Annotated in this window: 14 protein-coding genes and 1 pseudogene; 13 read left to right on the forward strand and 2 right to left on the reverse strand. The window is 39.3% G+C overall.

The features are described 5' to 3' along the window. The first annotated feature begins 52 nt into the window (after window positions 1-52). The 5 genes and pseudogenes from FHY47_RS13270 (at window position 53) to FHY47_RS13290 (ending at window position 3,847) form a co-directional block, all read left to right on the forward strand. Window positions 53-1,309: a M48 family metallopeptidase gene (locus FHY47_RS13270; RefSeq protein WP_148630860.1), complete on the forward strand. Its 1,257-nt coding sequence runs from the start codon at window positions 53-55 to the stop codon at window positions 1,307-1,309. Window positions 1,310-1,438: 129 nt separating this feature from the next. After that, entirely contained in the window at window positions 1,439-1,975 is a 537-nt protein-coding gene (locus tag FHY47_RS13275) for a DinB family protein (RefSeq protein WP_066101702.1), read from the forward strand. 65 nt (window positions 1,976-2,040) lie between these two features. Then, entirely contained in the window at window positions 2,041-2,505 is a 465-nt protein-coding gene (locus FHY47_RS13280; protein WP_308810514.1) for an NUDIX domain-containing protein, read from the forward strand. A 46-nt stretch (window positions 2,506-2,551) separates the two neighbouring features. Beyond that, a pseudogene (locus tag FHY47_RS13285) lies at window positions 2,552-3,009 on the forward strand (GNAT family N-acetyltransferase). A gap of 22 nt (window positions 3,010-3,031) precedes the next feature. Beyond that, window positions 3,032-3,847: an aminoglycoside adenylyltransferase domain-containing protein gene (locus tag FHY47_RS13290; protein WP_140461140.1), complete on the forward strand. Its 816-nt coding sequence runs from the start codon at window positions 3,032-3,034 to the stop codon at window positions 3,845-3,847. A 112-nt stretch (window positions 3,848-3,959) separates the two neighbouring features. Here the strand turns inward: FHY47_RS13290 and FHY47_RS13295 are convergent, their stop codons facing one another. Next, window positions 3,960-4,190, reverse strand: a complete 231-nt coding sequence (locus FHY47_RS13295) for an IDEAL domain-containing protein (RefSeq protein ID WP_066101689.1) — start codon at window positions 4,188-4,190, stop codon at window positions 3,960-3,962. Window positions 4,191-4,448: 258 nt separating this feature from the next. Between FHY47_RS13295 and FHY47_RS13300 the strand changes: the two genes are divergently transcribed. Next, entirely contained in the window at window positions 4,449-5,045 is a 597-nt protein-coding gene (locus FHY47_RS13300; protein ID WP_066101684.1) for a competence protein ComK, read from the forward strand. Window positions 5,046-5,057: 12 nt separating this feature from the next. Here FHY47_RS13300 and FHY47_RS13305 read toward each other — a convergent pair whose 3' ends face one another. After that, window positions 5,058-5,432: a YhjD family protein gene (locus FHY47_RS13305; RefSeq protein ID WP_066101681.1), complete on the reverse strand. Its 375-nt coding sequence runs from the start codon at window positions 5,430-5,432 to the stop codon at window positions 5,058-5,060. Between the two features lie 213 nt (window positions 5,433-5,645). Here FHY47_RS13305 and FHY47_RS13310 point away from each other — a divergent pair, with 213 nt between their 5' ends. The 7 genes from FHY47_RS13310 (at window position 5,646) to addA (ending at window position 17,924) form a co-directional block, all read left to right on the forward strand. Further along, window positions 5,646-6,257, forward strand: coding sequence for a TVP38/TMEM64 family protein (locus FHY47_RS13310; protein ID WP_066101678.1), 612 nt, complete (start codon window positions 5,646-5,648; stop codon window positions 6,255-6,257). Window positions 6,258-6,356: 99 nt separating this feature from the next. Next, the gene (locus tag FHY47_RS19520; RefSeq protein ID WP_368072416.1) at window positions 6,357-6,476 is read left to right on the forward strand and encodes an RAxF-45 family protein; all 120 of its coding nucleotides are present in this window, start codon (window positions 6,357-6,359) and stop codon (window positions 6,474-6,476) included. A gap of 129 nt (window positions 6,477-6,605) precedes the next feature. Further along, window positions 6,606-8,498, forward strand: coding sequence for a ribosomal protection-like ABC-F family protein (abc-f, locus tag FHY47_RS13315; protein ID WP_066101673.1), 1,893 nt, complete (start codon window positions 6,606-6,608; stop codon window positions 8,496-8,498). Between the two features lie 101 nt (window positions 8,499-8,599). Beyond that, on the forward strand, window positions 8,600-9,772 hold the full coding sequence (locus tag FHY47_RS13320; protein ID WP_262366017.1) for a beta-carotene 15,15'-monooxygenase: 1,173 nt from the start codon (window positions 8,600-8,602) through the stop codon (window positions 9,770-9,772). Between the two features lie 32 nt (window positions 9,773-9,804). After that, window positions 9,805-10,218 carry a GNAT family N-acetyltransferase gene (locus tag FHY47_RS13325; RefSeq protein ID WP_066101664.1) on the forward strand — a complete coding sequence of 138 codons (414 nt, stop codon included), beginning with the start codon at window positions 9,805-9,807 and terminating at the stop codon, window positions 10,216-10,218. Window positions 10,219-10,711: 493 nt separating this feature from the next. Further along, the gene (addB, locus tag FHY47_RS13330) at window positions 10,712-14,191 is read left to right on the forward strand and encodes a helicase-exonuclease AddAB subunit AddB (RefSeq protein ID WP_148630862.1); all 3,480 of its coding nucleotides are present in this window, start codon (window positions 10,712-10,714) and stop codon (window positions 14,189-14,191) included. Beyond that, on the forward strand, window positions 14,181-17,924 hold the full coding sequence (gene addA / locus FHY47_RS13335) for a helicase-exonuclease AddAB subunit AddA (RefSeq protein ID WP_316246007.1): 3,744 nt from the start codon (window positions 14,181-14,183) through the stop codon (window positions 17,922-17,924). The genes addB and addA overlap by 11 nt, the downstream gene beginning before the upstream one ends. The last annotated feature ends 12 nt before the right edge of the window (window positions 17,925-17,936 follow it).

Raw genomic sequence — 17,936 nt, forward strand, 5'->3', positions numbered from 1 at the left:
TTGTACAAATGCCGGTAAACTATATAGATGGAATGTTTGAGGAGGGGTATATTTGCGGAGAAAATGGATTTTAATCATATTAGGCCTATTTCTAATTTATGCATTGGCGATATATGTTTATCTTTTTCATGGTGCCAATACAGCTATTCCTGAATCGATGAGGGGAACCAATGCAGATCCCTCTACGTTTATGAATAAGGAATTGTTAGAAAAGAGTGAAACGTATTCTAAAATACGAAACTTTTTCTTTTTTATCAGTACACCGCTTGAGTGGCTATTCTATGCGATTGTTCTGATATCTGGATTGTCCAAAGGGCTAGAGAAATGGGGGAAGCAATCCTGGAAAAGACATTCCGTTCAAATTAGCGCCTATGTCTTTTGGCTTTCACTCCTTTTATTTATTGTCTTCCTGCCGCTTTCATACATTCGATATAAAATATCGCTTGCCTATGGCATATCCTCTCAGGTTTTCTCCTCATGGATGAAGGATAATTTTATTGAGTTTTGGGTGGATCTAGGAATGACATTAATTGTTGTTCTTGTCTTGTATTGGCTCATTCGGAAAAGTCCCGCTCGCTGGTGGCTGTATAGCTGGCTTTTATGCATTCCATTCACGATATTCGTCATGTTTATTCAGCCGGTTGTCATCGATCCGCTTTACAATGATTTTTACCCACTGAAAGATAAAGTATTGGAAGAACAAATCCTTGATTTGGCAGCAAAAGCCAATATTCCGGCTGAGCATGTGTATGAAGTAAATATGTCAGAGAAAACCAATTCTTTAAATGCTTATGTAACAGGGGTTGGCTCAAATTCCAGAATTGTACTCTGGGACACCACATTGAACAGCCTAGAGGATGATGAGATTTTATTTATCATGGCTCATGAAATGGCTCATTATGTGGAAAAACATATATACCTCGGTATTGCCGGGTATTTGGTTCTCATGTTGGTTGGTTTATGGCTGACAGATAAATGGATGAAAAGAGCCATACGGAACAGAGGGGAATTGTATCACTTAGAATCCATGAGTGATATTCGGTCATTGCCGCTCTTTTTACTGATTACGTCCATTCTGTTGTTCGCAGCAAGTCCCGTTACAAATTATGTATCCCGTGTGCAGGAAACAAGAGCAGACACCTATGCATTAAACATGACCGATAATCCTGAAGCAGCTATTTCCTCCTTTCAGAAACTTTCTGAAAAGGGGCTAAGCCAAGTGAATCCGCCTTTACTGATTAAAATATTCCGGAACAGTCATCCAACCATGCTTGAACGGATTGAAATGGCAGAGAAGTATAAAAAATAAAAAGTTATAATGAATAAAATGAAGAGCCCTTCGTTAGACGGAGTGGCTCTGTTTTTGCTATCGTGCAATAAAGGAATTTAAGCAATGAAGGTGGAATAAATAGAGGAAATACATAAAAGGAGAGGGAATATGCGAAAACAATTAAAACAAAATGAATATGCTCCTTATTATCAACCATATGTAGAATTAGTTCCGGAAGGTGATTTGATCCAAATTTTATCCGAACAAATAAAACAGACGATTGCCAATCTGGAAAAAACAACTGATACTCAGGCGGAATTCCGTTATGCCGAAGGAAAATGGAGTATCAAGGAAGTTATTGGGCATATGATTGATACAGAGAGAATCATGGCATACAGGCTTCTTGCAATCGCGCGAGGAGAACGCAGAAACTTGCCAGGTTTTAATGAAGAAGAATATGTTCAGCAAGCATCCTTTACAAAACAAACAGTAGAAGAGCTCCTACAAAACTTTTCTATCGTCCGTCAGTCAACGATTATATTATTAAAAAGTCTCCGCAGTGAAGAGTGGCTGCGCCGAGGCACAGCTAATGATTGCGATATAACGGTTCGGGCTCTGGCTGTTATCATTGCCGGGCATGAATTACATCATCGCAGTATCATCAGTGAACGATATATGAACGCTGACTCAATTCCAAATCAATAACCATATGAGCTGGATTTTCAGCTCTTTTTGTAATTTAAAATACATAGATAAAGGGATGAACGATGATGCCGATTCGAAATTCTGCTAAAGCCATTATTATTCAGGATGATCAATTACTTGCGATAAAAAAAGAAGATCAGGAAGGTGTCTATTATATATTGCCTGGTGGCGGGCAAGAGCATGGAGAAACCTTTCATCAAGCGTTAATAAGAGAATGTATAGAAGAAATAGGACAGGAGGTTGAAATTGGTGATTTAATCCTGATTCGTGAATATATCGGACAAAATCATGAACATGCTGCTTTTGATATGGAAACCCATCAAATTGAATATATGTTTTTATGTACGATTAAAGGAAGGAATACAGTGATTCAAAATGGACTAAATCCTGATGAGGGACAAATCGGAGTAGAATGGCTGCCGTTAAGTGATTTATTAGCATACAGACTCTATCCTCAAGCAATGAGAAAACAGGTAATCAACTATCACAAAGGTGATAAGGTTCCCGTCTATTTAGGAGACATAAATTAAAGATTTGTATATTCTTTTTGGGGCGTCAAAGGTGAGGGATGATTGAATGAAGATTAAATTGGATGATTTAAGAGGAACTGAAGTGGCTGCTTTAATTAGTAGCCATCTTTACAGTATGGCCGAGCATTCTCCACCTGAGAGTATACATGCTTTAAATCTGGAAGAGTTGAAAAAAACAAATATCACGGTTTGGAGTGTCTGGGAGAATGAGGAGTTAGTTGGCTGTGGGGCCCTGAAAGAACTTGATATGACTCATGGAGAGATTAAATCGATGAAAACTTCACTGAATCATTTAAGAAAAGGGGTAGCTAGAAAGCTGCTAGAGGACATTATCAATATAGCGAAGGAACGTAACTATAAGAAACTAAGTCTGGAAACCGGATCAATGGCTGCCTTTAAACCAGCCCAAAGGCTTTAGAGAGTGTTGGATTTCAATATTGTAAGCCGTTTGCAGATTACAAAGAGAACCCGAACAGTGTGTTTATGACAATAGAATTATACTAACTATAGTAATAGAGGGATAGGTATGTTGAAAATACCAAAAATCGTAGAAACTATTTTGAATGAATACGAAGGATTATTCAATGAATATCTGCCAAATGAGTTGGAGGGCTTGTATTTACATGGCTCCATTGCACTGGATGCCTTTGAAAAAGGTAAAAGTGATATCGATTTTATTTCTGTCACAAGTCGGCATTTCACAGAAGATGAAGCTGGTATTCTCTCAAAGATTCATAGAATGATCGCTCAAAAATATAAGACTCCAGAGATGGACGGTGTCTATATTACTTGGGGAGACTTAGGGAAAGTGAACAATAATCATCAAAATCATTTTTATTATAATAGCGGAAATTTAAGCTTTGGCCCCTATTTTAATTTCAATCCTGTGACATGGACACTTTTTGCTAAAAAAGGAATTACTGTTCTTGGGCCTGCTTCCTCGGATTTTGAACTGGAATTCCGCTCGAAACAATTACAATCCTATGTATTCGCGAATATGAATACATACTGGGGCGATCGAGTTCAGTGGTTGGAATCCTCATTCGATGAATTGCTGAACATGCCTGCTCACGATATACGGGAGGAAATAGAATGGACAGTTCTTGGGCTGCTTTGTCAATACTATACGTTAGCGGAAGACGATATCATTTCCAAGACAGGGGCAGGGAGATATGGTTTAAGCCATATGCCAAAAGAGTATCATCAGATTATTAATGAAGCTGTTCTTGCTCGCACAACTGATAAGGAGACTTTATATAGTTCAAACAAGGAACGTTTGGATTCGACCCTAACATTTTCAAAGTATTTGATTAAATACTGTCAACGTTTTCATTTTATTTAGGGAAATACCGTGATTAAAGAGTGAAAACAAGAAAATCACAGGGCGGGATTAAATGATCCTCGCTCTGTGATTTTGTTTATACACCGTATTTATTCGTTACAAGTTGTTTGAATTAATTCCCAAAGTTTTTCTCCAATTCAATTAGCTCGGCGGAAAGTTTCATAAATGCTTCTTTGTCCTTATTGTCCAAGGCATGATCGATTTCTTCTTTCAGTTTCCTATGTGCATGGGTTAGTTGAGCTTCGTAAATCATCATATCCATCAGTAGATCTTCCATGGTCCCCTGGTCAACAGTCACATCAACAGCTTTTACGATATCTGTATTTGCTTTTTCGTGATTCATGGATATCCCCCCGTTGCTTTTTTTTATTATAAGTCAGATGAAAAGAAAAATCAACTAAATATTTAAATTATTCAGAAAATTTACTTTGGTAGTTTGAAATAGTTATTTATCATATACCCAGAATATAAAATGAATTAACCGTAACAATCATGGGGGTTCTGGGTTAAAATTGAAATTTTGGTGAATAAACCAATTATTTTAAAATATTATGTTATATTGAAATTGTAGTTTAATTGCAGGATTTATAAGGAGGAAGCTATGGAAAAGAACGTGATTACCAGGAGAGAGGATTACGAAATAAGTCCATTTACATTTGCTGTTGTTCCAGTAGAATACGGATCGAAAACGTATTCTAAAGTGATTGAATTTGATGAAGAAATTTTAGTACCTTTTAGGCCATCGGAAGTAGTAAAATCCAGCTGTGATTATTTTGGGGCTGATTATCCTGGGAGGTGCCAGTCGACGAAAAAGCTCCTCGGTATCTCGCATAAAGTGCCGATATCGTTAGAACCGGCTAATCGATTATTCTTTTTTCCTACTACATCTCCTGCAAAAGAATCATGTATTTGGCTTTCTTATGAACACATTGTATCCAGAGTTAAGATTGACGCGACTAAAACCCAAATTAATTTTCATAATAAGCAATCTATCGTTGTTCCAGTTTCATATAGTATCATTGAAAACCAGATGCTCAGAACTGCAATGCTGAAGTCGAAGCTGCTTCAAACCTTAGCAGAGACGGAGCGAAAGACACATTATTTATATAACGCCATGCAAGTTAATGATAGGAATTCGGATTTCCAAGCAAAGCATGGTTTAATGCATTCATCAAATAGTTATAAGGAAGGTCGATGAAACTTATTGCTGTTAATTTTTCAGTTGGTCAGTCCACTGCTTCAAAAAATAATACTCCAGTAATTCCTGTACTTTATTTCGAATACGGGGATTGAAATAATTATGGTATTCCTCATAGCCTTTATACAGAAATAAAAAGGAGGTGAATGATTCGTCTCTTTTTGTTTCTTCCACTTTGAGTTGATGTGTCCTCATATAGTGGCTTGCTTGCTTCAATTCTGCTTGGACCTGTTTCATGGTTTCATCAATTAATAATATGTATGGTTGTTTTAATTTAAGGGGCGATGCTTTTACCACTTGAAGGTCTCGGGCAAGTACGGTGAGGACCATGGGTAGATAGATCGCTTTTTCCATTATATTGCGCTCTTCTGTAGGGATGCGGGTCATGTAAATCGCGTCCTTTCAATGTCTGTAAAAAAAACGAACGTATGTTCCTATATAGAATAATCGCTTTTCACATTTTTGACAAGTTTATTTTCTAACTAATTCTCTCCTTACAGCAATCTGATATAATAGGGGTAAGGATTGTTTCAATCTAATGTATATGGGGATATTTATATAGTATGGACTGAATTTGTTATTTGTTTGTGAGGAGAGACTATGGATCTTAATTGGTTAACAGAATGGCTAACATTGGAGCATTTAGCCGAATTAATAAGTGATTATAGAAACTTAGGTCCCATTCCGGGATTGTTGCTCCCGTTTGTTGAAGCGTTCCTTCCTTTTTTGCCTTTGTTTGTTTTTGTGACGGCTAATGCCAATGCTTTTGGCTTATGGATTGGATTTCTTCTCTCCTGGACAGGTGCTGTCGCTGGTGCGATGGTTGTGTTTTATTTGTCCAGAAAATATGGAAAGAAAAAAGCCCTTTCATTTTTACATAGACATTCGGCTGTGCAAAAAGCGATGCTCTGGATCAATCATCATGGATTTGGCCCGTTGTTTATCTTGCTTTGTTTCCCATTCACTCCTTCCGCGATCGTAAATATAGTTTGCGGATTATCTGACATTAGTCCAAAACAATATATGCTTGCTGTCTTTGCAGGGAAATTGGTCATGATCTTTACTATTAGTTATATTGGCCATGACATTATGTCTTTAATTCGCGAACCAGTAAAAAGTATTATTGTTGGTATCGTCATTTTCCTTTTATGGCTAGTAGGCAAACAAGTAGAAATCCGTTTGAATCGGGTGGAACAGAAGGACCATTCGTAGAATGGAAGGATATCTGTGAAGAGTGAAAAAAGCAGTTGTTAATAGTTGACTGAAAGTTTATAATTATAACTAAATTATTCCATTAAAGGAGGTGTAGAGATGAATCGTTCTGTGAAGGTATGTTTGCAATGGCTTGAAAACTTGTCATTGATCCGTGCCATTTTTCATGTGCAATTTCGCCAAGGGGGTAGTCTGCCCTTTTCAGGAAATTTCATATGAAAAAGAACGATAATAAGTCTCTATACCCTTGATAAAATAGGAATTCAAAAGCCATGGGGAAGTCTTATATCGACTTTCCTATGGCTTTTTTTCATGTACAGGGTATGAGCATGAGAGGGGTTCATACACATGATTGTATGCAGTGTACAGCAAATTGAAAAAAACTATGGCGGAACAAAGCTATTTGAAAATATTACGTTTGAGATCAAGGAAGGAGAACGAGTTGGATTCGTCGGTCGGAATGGCTGTGGGAAATCAACAATTCTAAAAATGATAGCAGGCGTCGAAACAATTGATGAGGGGGCTATTCACATTAAAAAGGGTGCAGCAATAGGCTTGCTGTCACAAATCCCTGACTTTACTGACGGCATCACGGTATATGAATGCTTGCAATCTGCTTTTGGCCATATGATTGAGCTGAAGGAGAGACTGGATAAATTAGAACATAGTATGGCTACTGAGACCAATGATAGCTCATTGGCTCGCAGTATAGAACAGTATGGAGAAGTTCAGGAGCAGTTTGAACGGCTTGGTGGCTATGAGATGGATAGCACGATTATGAAGATAGCCAATGGGCTGATGCTCGATTTGATGCTCGATAAACGTTTTGTTTCCTTAAGCGGAGGTGAGAAAACAAAAGTTTGTTTAGGAGTGCTGCTTCTGCAAAAGCCAGATCTCCTATTGTTGGATGAACCAACCAATCACCTGGATATTGGTGCAGTTGAATGGCTTGAAGGATTCCTCGAAGACTATGATGGGACAGTTCTGATTGTCTCGCATGATCGATTTTTCCTGGATCGAACAGTTAAGAGGATTTTAGATTTGGACGATGGAGAGGTATTCGTATACGAAGGAAACTACTCTGAATTCGTGCAAGCAAAAGAAAAGCGGCTTTTGGAAGAATTTAATCAATATAAGGAACAGCAGAAGAAAATCAAAAAAATGAAGGAAGCGATAAAACGATTGCGGGAATGGGCCAATCAGGCGAATCCACCGAGTGAAGGATTGCATAAACGTGCCCGCAATATGGAACGTGCCTTAGAGAGAATGGAGAAAATTAAACGGCCCATTTTAGAAAGACGTAAAATGGACCTAGACTTCGACCAATCTGAGCGAAGCGGTAAAGATGTCCTGCAGCTTCATGGAATTACGAAGCGATTTGGTACGCAAACACTGTTTGAGAATATGAACCTGCTTGTTCAATACGGTGAACGAATTGCGATTGTTGGTGCTAACGGCACCGGGAAATCAACCATTCTTAAACTGGTTCTGAATGAGTTTACACCTGACGTTGGAGAGGTCAAACTGGGCAGCAATGTGAAGATTGGATACTTGTCTCAACAGCTATTTCAAGAAGGAAAAGACATGACCGTTTTGGAGGCCTTCCGCCAAGAGGTCCATGTTACAGAAGGGGAAGCCCGTCATATTCTGGCCCGGTTCCTTTTCTATGGTTTTCAAGTCTTTCAAAAGGTAGAAAAATTAAGCGGGGGTGAGCGTATGAGATTACGACTCGCTCAGCTAATGTACCAGGATATTAATTTATTGATACTGGATGAACCAACGAATCATTTGGATATTGATTCGAGAGAAGTGCTGGAAGAAGCATTAAGTGAATTTTCGGGGACCATTATTGTGGTCAGCCATGATCGATACTTGCTGAATAAGCTATTTCAAAAAACATATTGGCTACAAAATCGAATATTACAGGTTTATTTAGGAAATTACTCTTGGGCGAGAGAGCATATGCTTGCAGATATGTTACAAGTAAAGCAAGCAAGTCAATTGGTGACTCAGAGTCAGAGTAATGTGAAGCTTGTACACCATGTAATTTCGAATGAGACTTACGAATCACTGGAGAAAAAAATTGATAAAGTGGAACATCGCTTATCAGAAATCATTCGTGATATGGAGAAGGAGACAGCGGTAGAAGCACTTCAACTACTATATGTAAAAAAGAAAGAAGCAGAAGAGGTACGTGAAGATCTTTATGAAGAATTGGATAGGTTGGATTGTGGAGAGTAGATGATCTAAAATAAATCAAATATGGGCTGAAGAGACGGCAAGCTAATGATTGCCGTCTTTTTCTTGCTTTGAAATAGAATTGTGCAGGGGAAAAATGAAATTTGTCGAATAAGATTGTTGTAGGCGAAGTGATGATATTTCTATTTTTTTATACATATAGACAGTTAGGAAAAAGTGGAATTGTTTCGGAGGAAGGTGTGAAAACGGTGATTTTGAAAAAATCCTTATATCGAGAGTTTTTATTGATTATGTTGTTTCTGCTTGTTCTAATCTCTAATGTTTGTTTATATCGTACAGCGTTTGGAGTTGAAATTTTACAATACAATCCAAATGGTGCAGTGGTAGGCTCCATAATTGATTTGGCATTGGTTTTGCCGGTTTTATTTATGGCATGGAAGAGAAGCTGGGGATGGAAAAATATGATTTTATTGGCGGCCAGCGGTCTCGTTTTAGTCCGCTTCCTAATTCCAATGGAATATTTGGCGCCATTTGAATCAATCACTTGGGTCGGCTTTCTGATTGAAGGTTTATTAGTATGTTTTGAAGTGCTGCTCATCGTCTCATTGTTCAAATATATGCCGTACATTATCCGTGCTGTTAAAAATAGTCCACTACCGGTGGTTTTTTCATTCTCGAATGCCGTTGAGAAAAAAATGAAAAAAACGCCTGTTATTATTCAAATGATTTGTTCAGAAATGCTGGTTTTTTATTATGCTTTTGCAAGCTGGAACAAAAAGATGAAGCTGAGTGAAAAGCAATATACCTTGCATCAAAAATCAAGCTATATTGCTTTCCAAGTGATGTTGATTCACGCGATTGTTTTTGAAACAGCAGCAATTCATTGGTGGTTGCATGAAAAATATTTTCTATTGTCCATGATCTTACTCCTTCTAAATTTATACTCGGTCATTCTATTTGTGGCAGATATACAGGCTGTCCGTTTGAATCCCTTAAAGATTACGGGGGACCATATGTATATATCTCTTGGATTAATGAAACGTATGGAAATAAAGTGGACAGATATTGAATCCATAATTGATGAACAAGAACTACTTAAGCAAAAAGTTACTGAAAAGACGATTGAATTCATTTCCCGTGATCTAGAAGAAGTTTATCCAGATGTTATTTTAAAATTAAAACACCCCATACAAGCCACTCTCATATTGGGCATAAAGAAAGAATATGAACAAGTTGCGATTCGATTAGATGAACCAGAAAGATTCAAGGTTATTCTGAGAGAAAAGGTCACATTAGATAGGGATACTAATCATTAGGAGTAACGATAAAAAAGGCATTGGGGGATATCATGATTCACATAGAGCATGGGCAGCCCATACAAATCCGCAAATATAGTGAGCAAGACTTTGTTTCTGTAAATAAGCTGAATGCGGAAGAACAATGGACAAACTTGGTTGCGGGGAAAGATAAAACAAAGCAAGCCTGGAACAATTCTAATATAGCATTTGTTGTACTTTCAAAAGAGGAAGTTATCGGATATATAAGGGGCTTTACTGATAAACATGTCACTCTCTATATTTGCGAACTTTTAATCGACAAAAGATACCGGGGGCTAGGGATTGGTCAGTATCTGCTAAAGTTTGTACATGGATTGTATCCCTCTACGAGAATAGAGATGCTGGCAAGCAGTGAATCTCAATCCTTTTATAACCAAATCGGTTACAGACCTTTTTATGGATTTAGAAAGACATTTGGTGAGTAATTTTAGTCATCTGTTTTCGTTTTTTTGAAAAGTTTAAAGTAAGGATAGCGCCTAATAAGAAACAAATATAAAGTGAGATATCCCAACGTATGTAAGTAACAGTAGATACTTCTAAAGTCGTAAATCATTTAAAACTTAAAATGGTCTAAAGTATTTCATTAAATGACAACCCTTTTATCCATATATCGCTAATTAATAGTGGCTTAGAATTCAATAAAGAAGCTAACCAAAACAATGATCATCAATCCAGATGGTCATTGTTTTATATTTGCAGTGAAAGTTTTCCCCTTGCCGATTGTAATTTTCATATTAGTACCTATTTTAACTTCTCCTCTTTCTCTCATCTGCTGTGATATATAACAAAAACTAATCTTGTAATCACAATTAAAATAAACCATTTTTTACAATGCTGGGATATAGAGTCAATTGAGGAGAAAACACCATTAATTATGATAAAATAGAGAGATAGATATAAAGGGGGGAGGCACATTTAATGTCTTTGCAATTTTATATTGGAAAAACAGGTACAGGTAAGACAGAGGCTATTTTAAATGACATTAGGACCAAGCTGGAGAGTGATCCGGAAGGTCCTTCGATTATATATATTGTTCCAGATCAGATGACTTTTCAGGCTGAGCTGGAATTAATTAATACGCCAAATCTAGGCGGTATGATACGTGCCCAAGTGTTTAGCTTTAGCCGGCTTGCTTGGAAGGTTCTACAAGAAACAGGCGGCATGGGCAGACGGCATTTAAATAATGTCGGTGTCAACATGGTGATTCGCAAAATCATGGAGGAAAATAAGGACGAGTTAAAGACCTTTCAACGTTCTAGTGATAAGCAGGGCTTTATTACCCAGTTGAGTGATTTGCTGAAGGAATGTAAGCGATATTGCCTGACTCCAGAGGAAATGTTGAACCAATCAGCTGGAAAGGTATCACCGATTTTACGGTCAAAGCTTGATGATTTATCCCTTTTATACAATGGATTTGAGCGTGAATTAGAAGGTCAGTACGTAGATTCAGAGGATTACTTTACTTTATTAGTAGAAAAGATGCCTGAATCAGCTTACCTTCGCGATGCTGAAATTTATATAGATGGATTTTACAGCTTTACAGCTCAGGAATACGGCATTATGGCAGCTCTAATGCAACACTGCAGGAATGTGACGGTTTCGTTGACATTAGATCAACCCTTTAAAGAACTGGCGCCTGATTCACTTCATTTATTTAGGATGACAGGGGAAACTTATTTTGATCTGTATCAGATTGCGCTCCAAAACGGAGTAAAGGTGGAGGAGGATCGTTTATTTAAGGAACCGCATCGATTTATTCAAAATGAATCCATGCAGCATTTGGATAAATGGTTTGCCAACAGACCGGCACCAGTTTACGACCAAGAGCCGAATTTTGAATTTTGCCCGGCTGGTAACAGAAGGGCTGAGGTGGAAGGAATCGCGCGTAAGATTCTAAAGAGTGTTAGGGAAGGATATCGATACAGAGATATCTTTGTGTTAATGAGAAATAGCCAGGAATATGCTGAAGTGGTGGAAACCGTCTTTATGGACTACGGTATTCCTGTCTTTATTGATCAAAAGAGACCTATGCTTAATCACCCTTTGATCGAGCTTATTCGCTCTACGCTTGAAGCCTTAACGAATAATTGGCGTTATGAACCGATGTTCCGTGCTATAAAAACAGACCTTTTGTTTGATAAGAATGCCTATATACCAAAAGAGCGTGAGAGTGCTGCCCTGCTAGAAAATTACGTATTATCCAGAGGCTATTATGGTGACCGCTGGAGTAAGAAGCAGAGCTGGAAGTATAAAAGAAATCGCGGTCTTGAACTGGTGGCCAGTATCCAGACAGATGAAGAATTGAAAATGGAAGCGTTGCTGAATGAAACGAAGGAACAAGTGGCAGAGCCCATCCGTCGACTTGCAAATCGTTTTAAAAAAGCAACATCCGGAACGGATTATGCTCAGGCTTTATATATGTATTTAGATGAGCTTGACATACCGGAAAAGCTTGAAAAAATGGCTCAAAGCGATGAAAAGGAAGGCCGACTCATCCATGCAACCGAGCACGACCAGGCATGGAATGGTGTCATGGATTTGCTGGATCAATTTGTAGAAATTGTTGGGGACAGGCCGGTTACGCTAAAGAATTTTGGCGCAATCCTAGAAAGCGGGATTGAAACACTGAACTTCTCTTTAATTCCACCTTCCCTTGACCAAGTAGTCGTGACCAATATGGATTTATCACGTCCTCAAAATGTAAAGATTGCTTTCATAGCAGGCTTAAATGAAGGGGTGATTCCTTCAAAAGTAAGTGAAGGGGGAATCCTTTCAGATACGGATAGAGAAACACTGAAGTCTACCGGAATAAAGATGGCACCGACATCAAGCACCAAGTTGTTGGATGAGGAGTTTGCTGCATACAAGGCATTCCTGCTTGCATCCGACTATGTATATTTTTCTTATCCACTGGCTGATGACGAAGGAAAGCAATTATTGGCTTCCTCTTATATGAAACGAGTGAAGGATTTATTTGGTTCGGTGAAAGAAACTTTCTTTGTGCATGATCCGGCTGAAATGAGTGATGAGCTGCAACTGGAGTATGTGGTTCAGACGAGTGCAACGCTGTCATTCCTGGCAAGCCAGCTTCAACAGAAAAAAAGGAATTATCCGGTATCCCCTGTTTGGTGGGAAGTATATAACGAATATGTTAAAGACGGTCCGATGAAGGATCAGGCGGTCTTTGTTCTTTCAGCGCTTTCGTATCAAAATAAAGCGAAGAAAATCCCTGACCAAAAAGCGGTTGAATTGTATGGAGATACAATCCAGGGAAGCGTATCGAGAATGGAGCTATTCAATAGCTGTCCATTTGCGCATTTTTCCTCACACGGCTTAAAGCTTAGGGAACGGGATATCTACCGTTTAGAAGCTCCTGATATCGGAGAAATGTTCCATGGTGCTCTGCAATGGATGACGGAACAAATTATCGAACGTGGGACAAGCTGGGGAGCTTTATCACGGGAGCAATGTATCCACTTAGCCAGAATTGCTGTAGAGGTAATGGCACCGAAATTGCAGAATGAAATCTTATTATCTTCCAATAGATTTCATTATTTGAAAAGGAAACTGGAACAAATTGTGGCGAGAGCCTCAATCACTTTAAGTGGACAAGCGAAAAACAGCCAATTTTCACCGATTGGGCTAGAGCTTGGATTTGGCCGGAGAGGTTCATTGCCTCCTCTGACCTTTGAGCTTAAAAACGGAACAAAGATGGAACTGGCTGGACGAATTGATCGGATTGATCAGGCAAAGACAGATGATGGAACCTATTTGAGAATCATTGATTATAAATCGAGCTCGAAGGATTTAAACTTCACGGAAATCTATTATGGAATCGCCTTGCAAATGCTGACCTACCTCGATATCGTGGTCACACACTCACCACTGTTGGTTGGGGAACAGGCTAAGCCTGCAGGTGTCCTTTATTTCCATGTTCACAATCCATTAATTAAAAACAATGGAGTTTATACGTTAGACCAGATTGAACGTGAAGTCTTTAAAAGCTTTAAGATGAAGGGATTGCTTTTAGGGGATGACCAGGTTGTTAAAATGATGGACAGTGATTTGGAAAATGGGGAATCCCTGATTGTACCTGCTGGATTTAAGAAGGATGGGCATTTTACGGCAGCTTCACGGATCGCAAGTGAAGGAGAGTTCTCTCTTTTAAGCCGGCATGTGAAGAGAATGTATGCCGATACAGGTAATGCAATTACTAGCGGTGTGGCTGATATAAAACCTTATCGTTTGCAAAATAAATTACCATGTACCTTCTGTAATTATAAAACAGTTTGCCAGTTTGACCCTTCTCTTGAGAGCAACGAGTACAGAGTATTTAAACCAGCTAAAAAAGAAGAAATCTTTGAGGCTATACGGGAGGAGGAAGAAGATGATGAATAACCCGGGTCAGATTCCCGTAAAACCGGCAGATGCCTTATGGACAGATGACCAATGGAAAGCTATCACTGCGGATGGAAATGATATTCTAGTAGCGGCTGCGGCCGGAAGTGGTAAGACAGCTGTACTGGTTGAGAGGATTATCAGGAAGATTATTTCAGAGGATAACCCTCTTGATGTAGATCGTTTATTGATAGCCACCTTTACCAATGCTTCAGCTGCTGAAATGCGCCACCGTATTGCGGAAGCGTTGGAAAAGGAAATTAAAAAGAATCCGGACTCCAGACATTTACGTAAGCAGCTCAGTTTGCTGAATAAGGCGAATATCTCAACCCTTCATTCCTTCTGCTTGGATGTAGTCCGGAGTCATTATTATTTGCTGGACATTGATCCCGGTTTTCGAATTGGGGACTCAACGGAAATCGAATTAATTAAAGATGAAATTCTTGAAGAAGTATTGGAAACACAGTATGGAATATCTGATAATGAGCCGTTTTTCAGGCTTATCGATGCATTTACGGATGACCGCAGTGATCGTACGATTCTCGAAATTATCCGAGTGCTTGATGATTTTTCACGATCTAATCCCAATCCTGAGAAATGGCTGGAAAGCCTTGCGGATATGTATGAGGTAGGGGAACATACCAGGATTGAGGATCTGCCATTTTATCCAGTCTTGAAATTTGATATCATGATGCGCCTAGCTGCAGCTAAAGAAATGATCCATGAAGGCTATCAATTAACCTTGCTGCCTGATGGTCCAGCAGCCCTGGGCGAAACATTTAAATTAGACGAAGAGCTTATTAACAAGTTATCCGAGTCGCTTGAAGCAGATTGGCAGTCGATGGCAGATGCATTTTCAGCGGTTAGCTTTGCAAAAGCAAAAACGATTCGCAAGGGAACCTGTGATGAGGACTTGGCAAAGCAAGCCAAGAAAATGAGAGATGATGTTAAGAAATTGCTGAATGGAATTTCGAGCGATTTATTCTTCCGGAAAGCAGATAGCTTTTTAAAAGATATATCAGATATGAAGCCGTATGTAGTAACACTTGCCGGGTTGGTCACAGCGTTCCAAAAACGATTCCTGGCAGAAAAGCTTGAACGCGGGATTGTTGATTTTTCCGACTTGGAGCATATGGCGTTAGAAATTCTGGGGACTTATGAGGATGGAGCATTAAAGCCAACAGATGTTGCGTTGGAGTACCGTGATAAATTCAAAGAGGTACTTGTCGATGAATATCAGGATACTAATATGGTGCAGGAAACAATCCTTCAGCTTGTTACACAGGACGGTGAGTCAACCGGCAATATGTTTATGGTTGGGGATGTTAAGCAATCTATCTATCGATTCCGCCTGGCTGAGCCTAATCTTTTCATGGGGAAATACAGCAGATTTTTAACAGAGCCGACAGATACCGGAATGAAGATTGATTTGAATAAAAATTTCCGCAGCCGAAGTGAAGTATTGGCAGGTACGAACTTTTTATTTAAACAATTGATGGGTAAAACGGTTGGTGAAATAGAATATGATGAACCCGCTGAATTGAAAAGAGGAGCAGCCTATCCTGAGGATGAAGAGTACCCAGTGGAACTTTATTTGATTGATAAATCGGCAGAAGGAGCTGGTTACGGTTCTGAGGATGATGACGAAGCAGACGAAGACCTTGAAACGGTACTGTTAGAAGCTAGGCAAATGGCTGAATTAATTAAACAAATGATTAATGAACGCCGCAAAGTGTATGATGCCAAAACGAAAACATACCGAAACATTACCTATCGGGATATTGTCATCTTGCTGCGTTCCATGCCATGGGCTCCTCAAATTATGGATGAATTCAGAGCGCAGGGTATCCCGGTTTATGCCGATCTCTCAACAGGATACTTTGAGGCGACAGAAGTAGCTATTATGATCTCTCTCCTGCAAATTATTGATAATCCATATCAAGATATTCCGCTTGCATCTGTGCTGCGTTCTCCTATAGTGGGGCTGGATGAAGAAAACTTGTCAGATATCCGGATTACCTTGCCAAAGGGGCAATTCTATGATGCGTTAAAGGCCTATTGCCAGTACGGTTCATTTGAAAAATACGGAACTGTCTATTTAAAAGTGAAGCGATTCTTTGGTTATCTTCACGAATGGAGAAACCAGGCGCGTGAGGGAGCACTATCCAGTTTAATTTGGCAGCTGTACCGGGATACGGGCTATTATGATTTTGTTGGCGGTATGCCTGGCGGCAAACAAAGGCAGGCCAATTTATTGGCACTATATAACCGTGCCAGACAATATGAGGAAAGTTCATTCAGAGGAATATTCCGCTTTCTCCGTTTTATCGATCGGATGAGAGAAAGGGGCAGTGATTTGGGTGCGGCACGTGCCCTGGGTGAACAGGAAGATGTTGTCCGGATTATGACCATTCATAAGAGTAAGGGACTGGAATTCCCTGTCGTGATTTTGGGCGGTTTGTCTAAGAAGTTTAATCAGATGGATCTAAAGCGTTCCTATTTAGTGGATAAGGATCTGGGTCTTGCATTTCGATATGTGAATCCGGAGTTAAGGATAACCTATCCATCCTTACCGCAGATTGCCTTTAAAAAGAAGCAGCTCCTTGAAAATATTGCGGAAGAGATGCGCGTCCTGTATGTAGCGTTAACCCGTGCAAAAGAGAAGCTGTACTTAATCGGAACACTCTCAGATGCTGAAAAATCCTTTAAGAAGTGGTCTGCCTATGAGAATAAAGAAGGCTGGCTTCTACCTGATTATACGAGAGCAAATGCCACGTCCTATATGGATTGGATTGGTCCGTCTCTAGTGCGGCATCGTATCTTTAAAGAAGGGGCAATCGCCAGTGATTCACTTGCTGAGATTGCTAGTCATCCGTCAGAATGGCAGGTACATGTCCGGAAATCTAATACGTTGCAATCAGTTAAAGAGGAAGAAAACCTGGAAAGTAAACGATTATTTAAATCAATTGAACAAATGGAACCAATTGAGGTAGAGTCTGAGTTTAAAGAACAGGTCAGGGACCAAATGGAATGGGATTATCGATTTAAAAGCTCGACAACTGGGCGTTCTAAGCAGTCTGTGTCCGAATTGAAACGATTAAATGAATCAAAGGATGAATACAGTGCAACTGATTTGGTTCGGGCGACCTTTAAACGGATGAATTTAAAGAGACCGGCTTTTATGCAGCAAAAAACAATGTCACCTGCAGAAAAGGGAACGATGATGCATTTAGTGATGCAGCATTTGGACTTTACAAAGCCAGTCACGGAAGAGTCTGTTCAGACGTTACTGGAGTATTTGGTGATGAAGGAATACGCTACGAAGGAACAAGTCAGTGAGATAAGAACTGACCAGATTTTGAGCTTTTTTGAAAGTGAATTGGGTCAACGCTTGCAGCATGCCAAAAAAATACGCAAGGAAATTCCATTTACAATGGCACTTCCTGCACATGAAGCGTATCAGGATTGGCAGGATGGCGACGAGAACATTCTTGTTCAGGGAATAGTGGATTGCCTATTTGAAGATGAGAATGGGATTGTACTGCTTGACTATAAAACAGACGCGATAACAGATCGATTTAAAAATGGATTTGAAGAAGCTGAGCCTGTATTAAAAGAAAGATATGAAAAGCAGATTCAGCTATATACAAGAGCGATTGAACAAATCCTGAAAAGAGAAGTTTCAGAAAGATATCTGATGTTCTTTGACGGTACACATGTATTGAAGCTTTAACTGCTGAAGGCG

The organism is Bacillus sp. E214 (genome assembly GCF_008087365.1).
Classification (GTDB): domain Bacteria; phylum Bacillota; class Bacilli; order Bacillales; family Pradoshiaceae; genus Pradoshia.

Excerpts from the sequence above, each read along its gene's own strand:
- FHY47_RS13300 (WP_066101684.1), top strand. The coding sequence starts at position 4,449 with ATGGAAAAGAACGTGATTACCAGGAGAGAGGATTACGAAATAAGTCCA.
- addB (WP_148630862.1), top strand. The coding sequence starts at position 10,712 with ATGTCTTTGCAATTTTATATTGGAAAAACAGGTACAGGTAAGACAGAG.
- FHY47_RS13290 (WP_140461140.1), top strand. The coding sequence starts at position 3,032 with ATGTTGAAAATACCAAAAATCGTAGAAACTATTTTGAATGAATACGAA.
- abc-f (WP_066101673.1), top strand. The coding sequence starts at position 6,606 with ATGATTGTATGCAGTGTACAGCAAATTGAAAAAAACTATGGCGGAACA.
- FHY47_RS13275 (WP_066101702.1), top strand. The coding sequence starts at position 1,439 with ATGCGAAAACAATTAAAACAAAATGAATATGCTCCTTATTATCAACCA.
- FHY47_RS13295 (WP_066101689.1), bottom strand. The coding sequence starts at position 4,190 with ATGAATCACGAAAAAGCAAATACAGATATCGTAAAAGCTGTTGATGTG.
- FHY47_RS19520 (WP_368072416.1), top strand. The coding sequence starts at position 6,357 with ATGAATCGTTCTGTGAAGGTATGTTTGCAATGGCTTGAAAACTTGTCA.
- FHY47_RS13325 (WP_066101664.1), top strand. The coding sequence starts at position 9,805 with ATGATTCACATAGAGCATGGGCAGCCCATACAAATCCGCAAATATAGT.
- FHY47_RS13305 (WP_066101681.1), bottom strand. The coding sequence starts at position 5,432 with ATGACCCGCATCCCTACAGAAGAGCGCAATATAATGGAAAAAGCGATC.
- FHY47_RS13280 (WP_308810514.1), top strand. The coding sequence starts at position 2,041 with ATGCCGATTCGAAATTCTGCTAAAGCCATTATTATTCAGGATGATCAA.
- FHY47_RS13310 (WP_066101678.1), top strand. The coding sequence starts at position 5,646 with ATGGATCTTAATTGGTTAACAGAATGGCTAACATTGGAGCATTTAGCC.
- addA (WP_316246007.1), top strand. The coding sequence starts at position 14,181 with ATGATGAATAACCCGGGTCAGATTCCCGTAAAACCGGCAGATGCCTTA.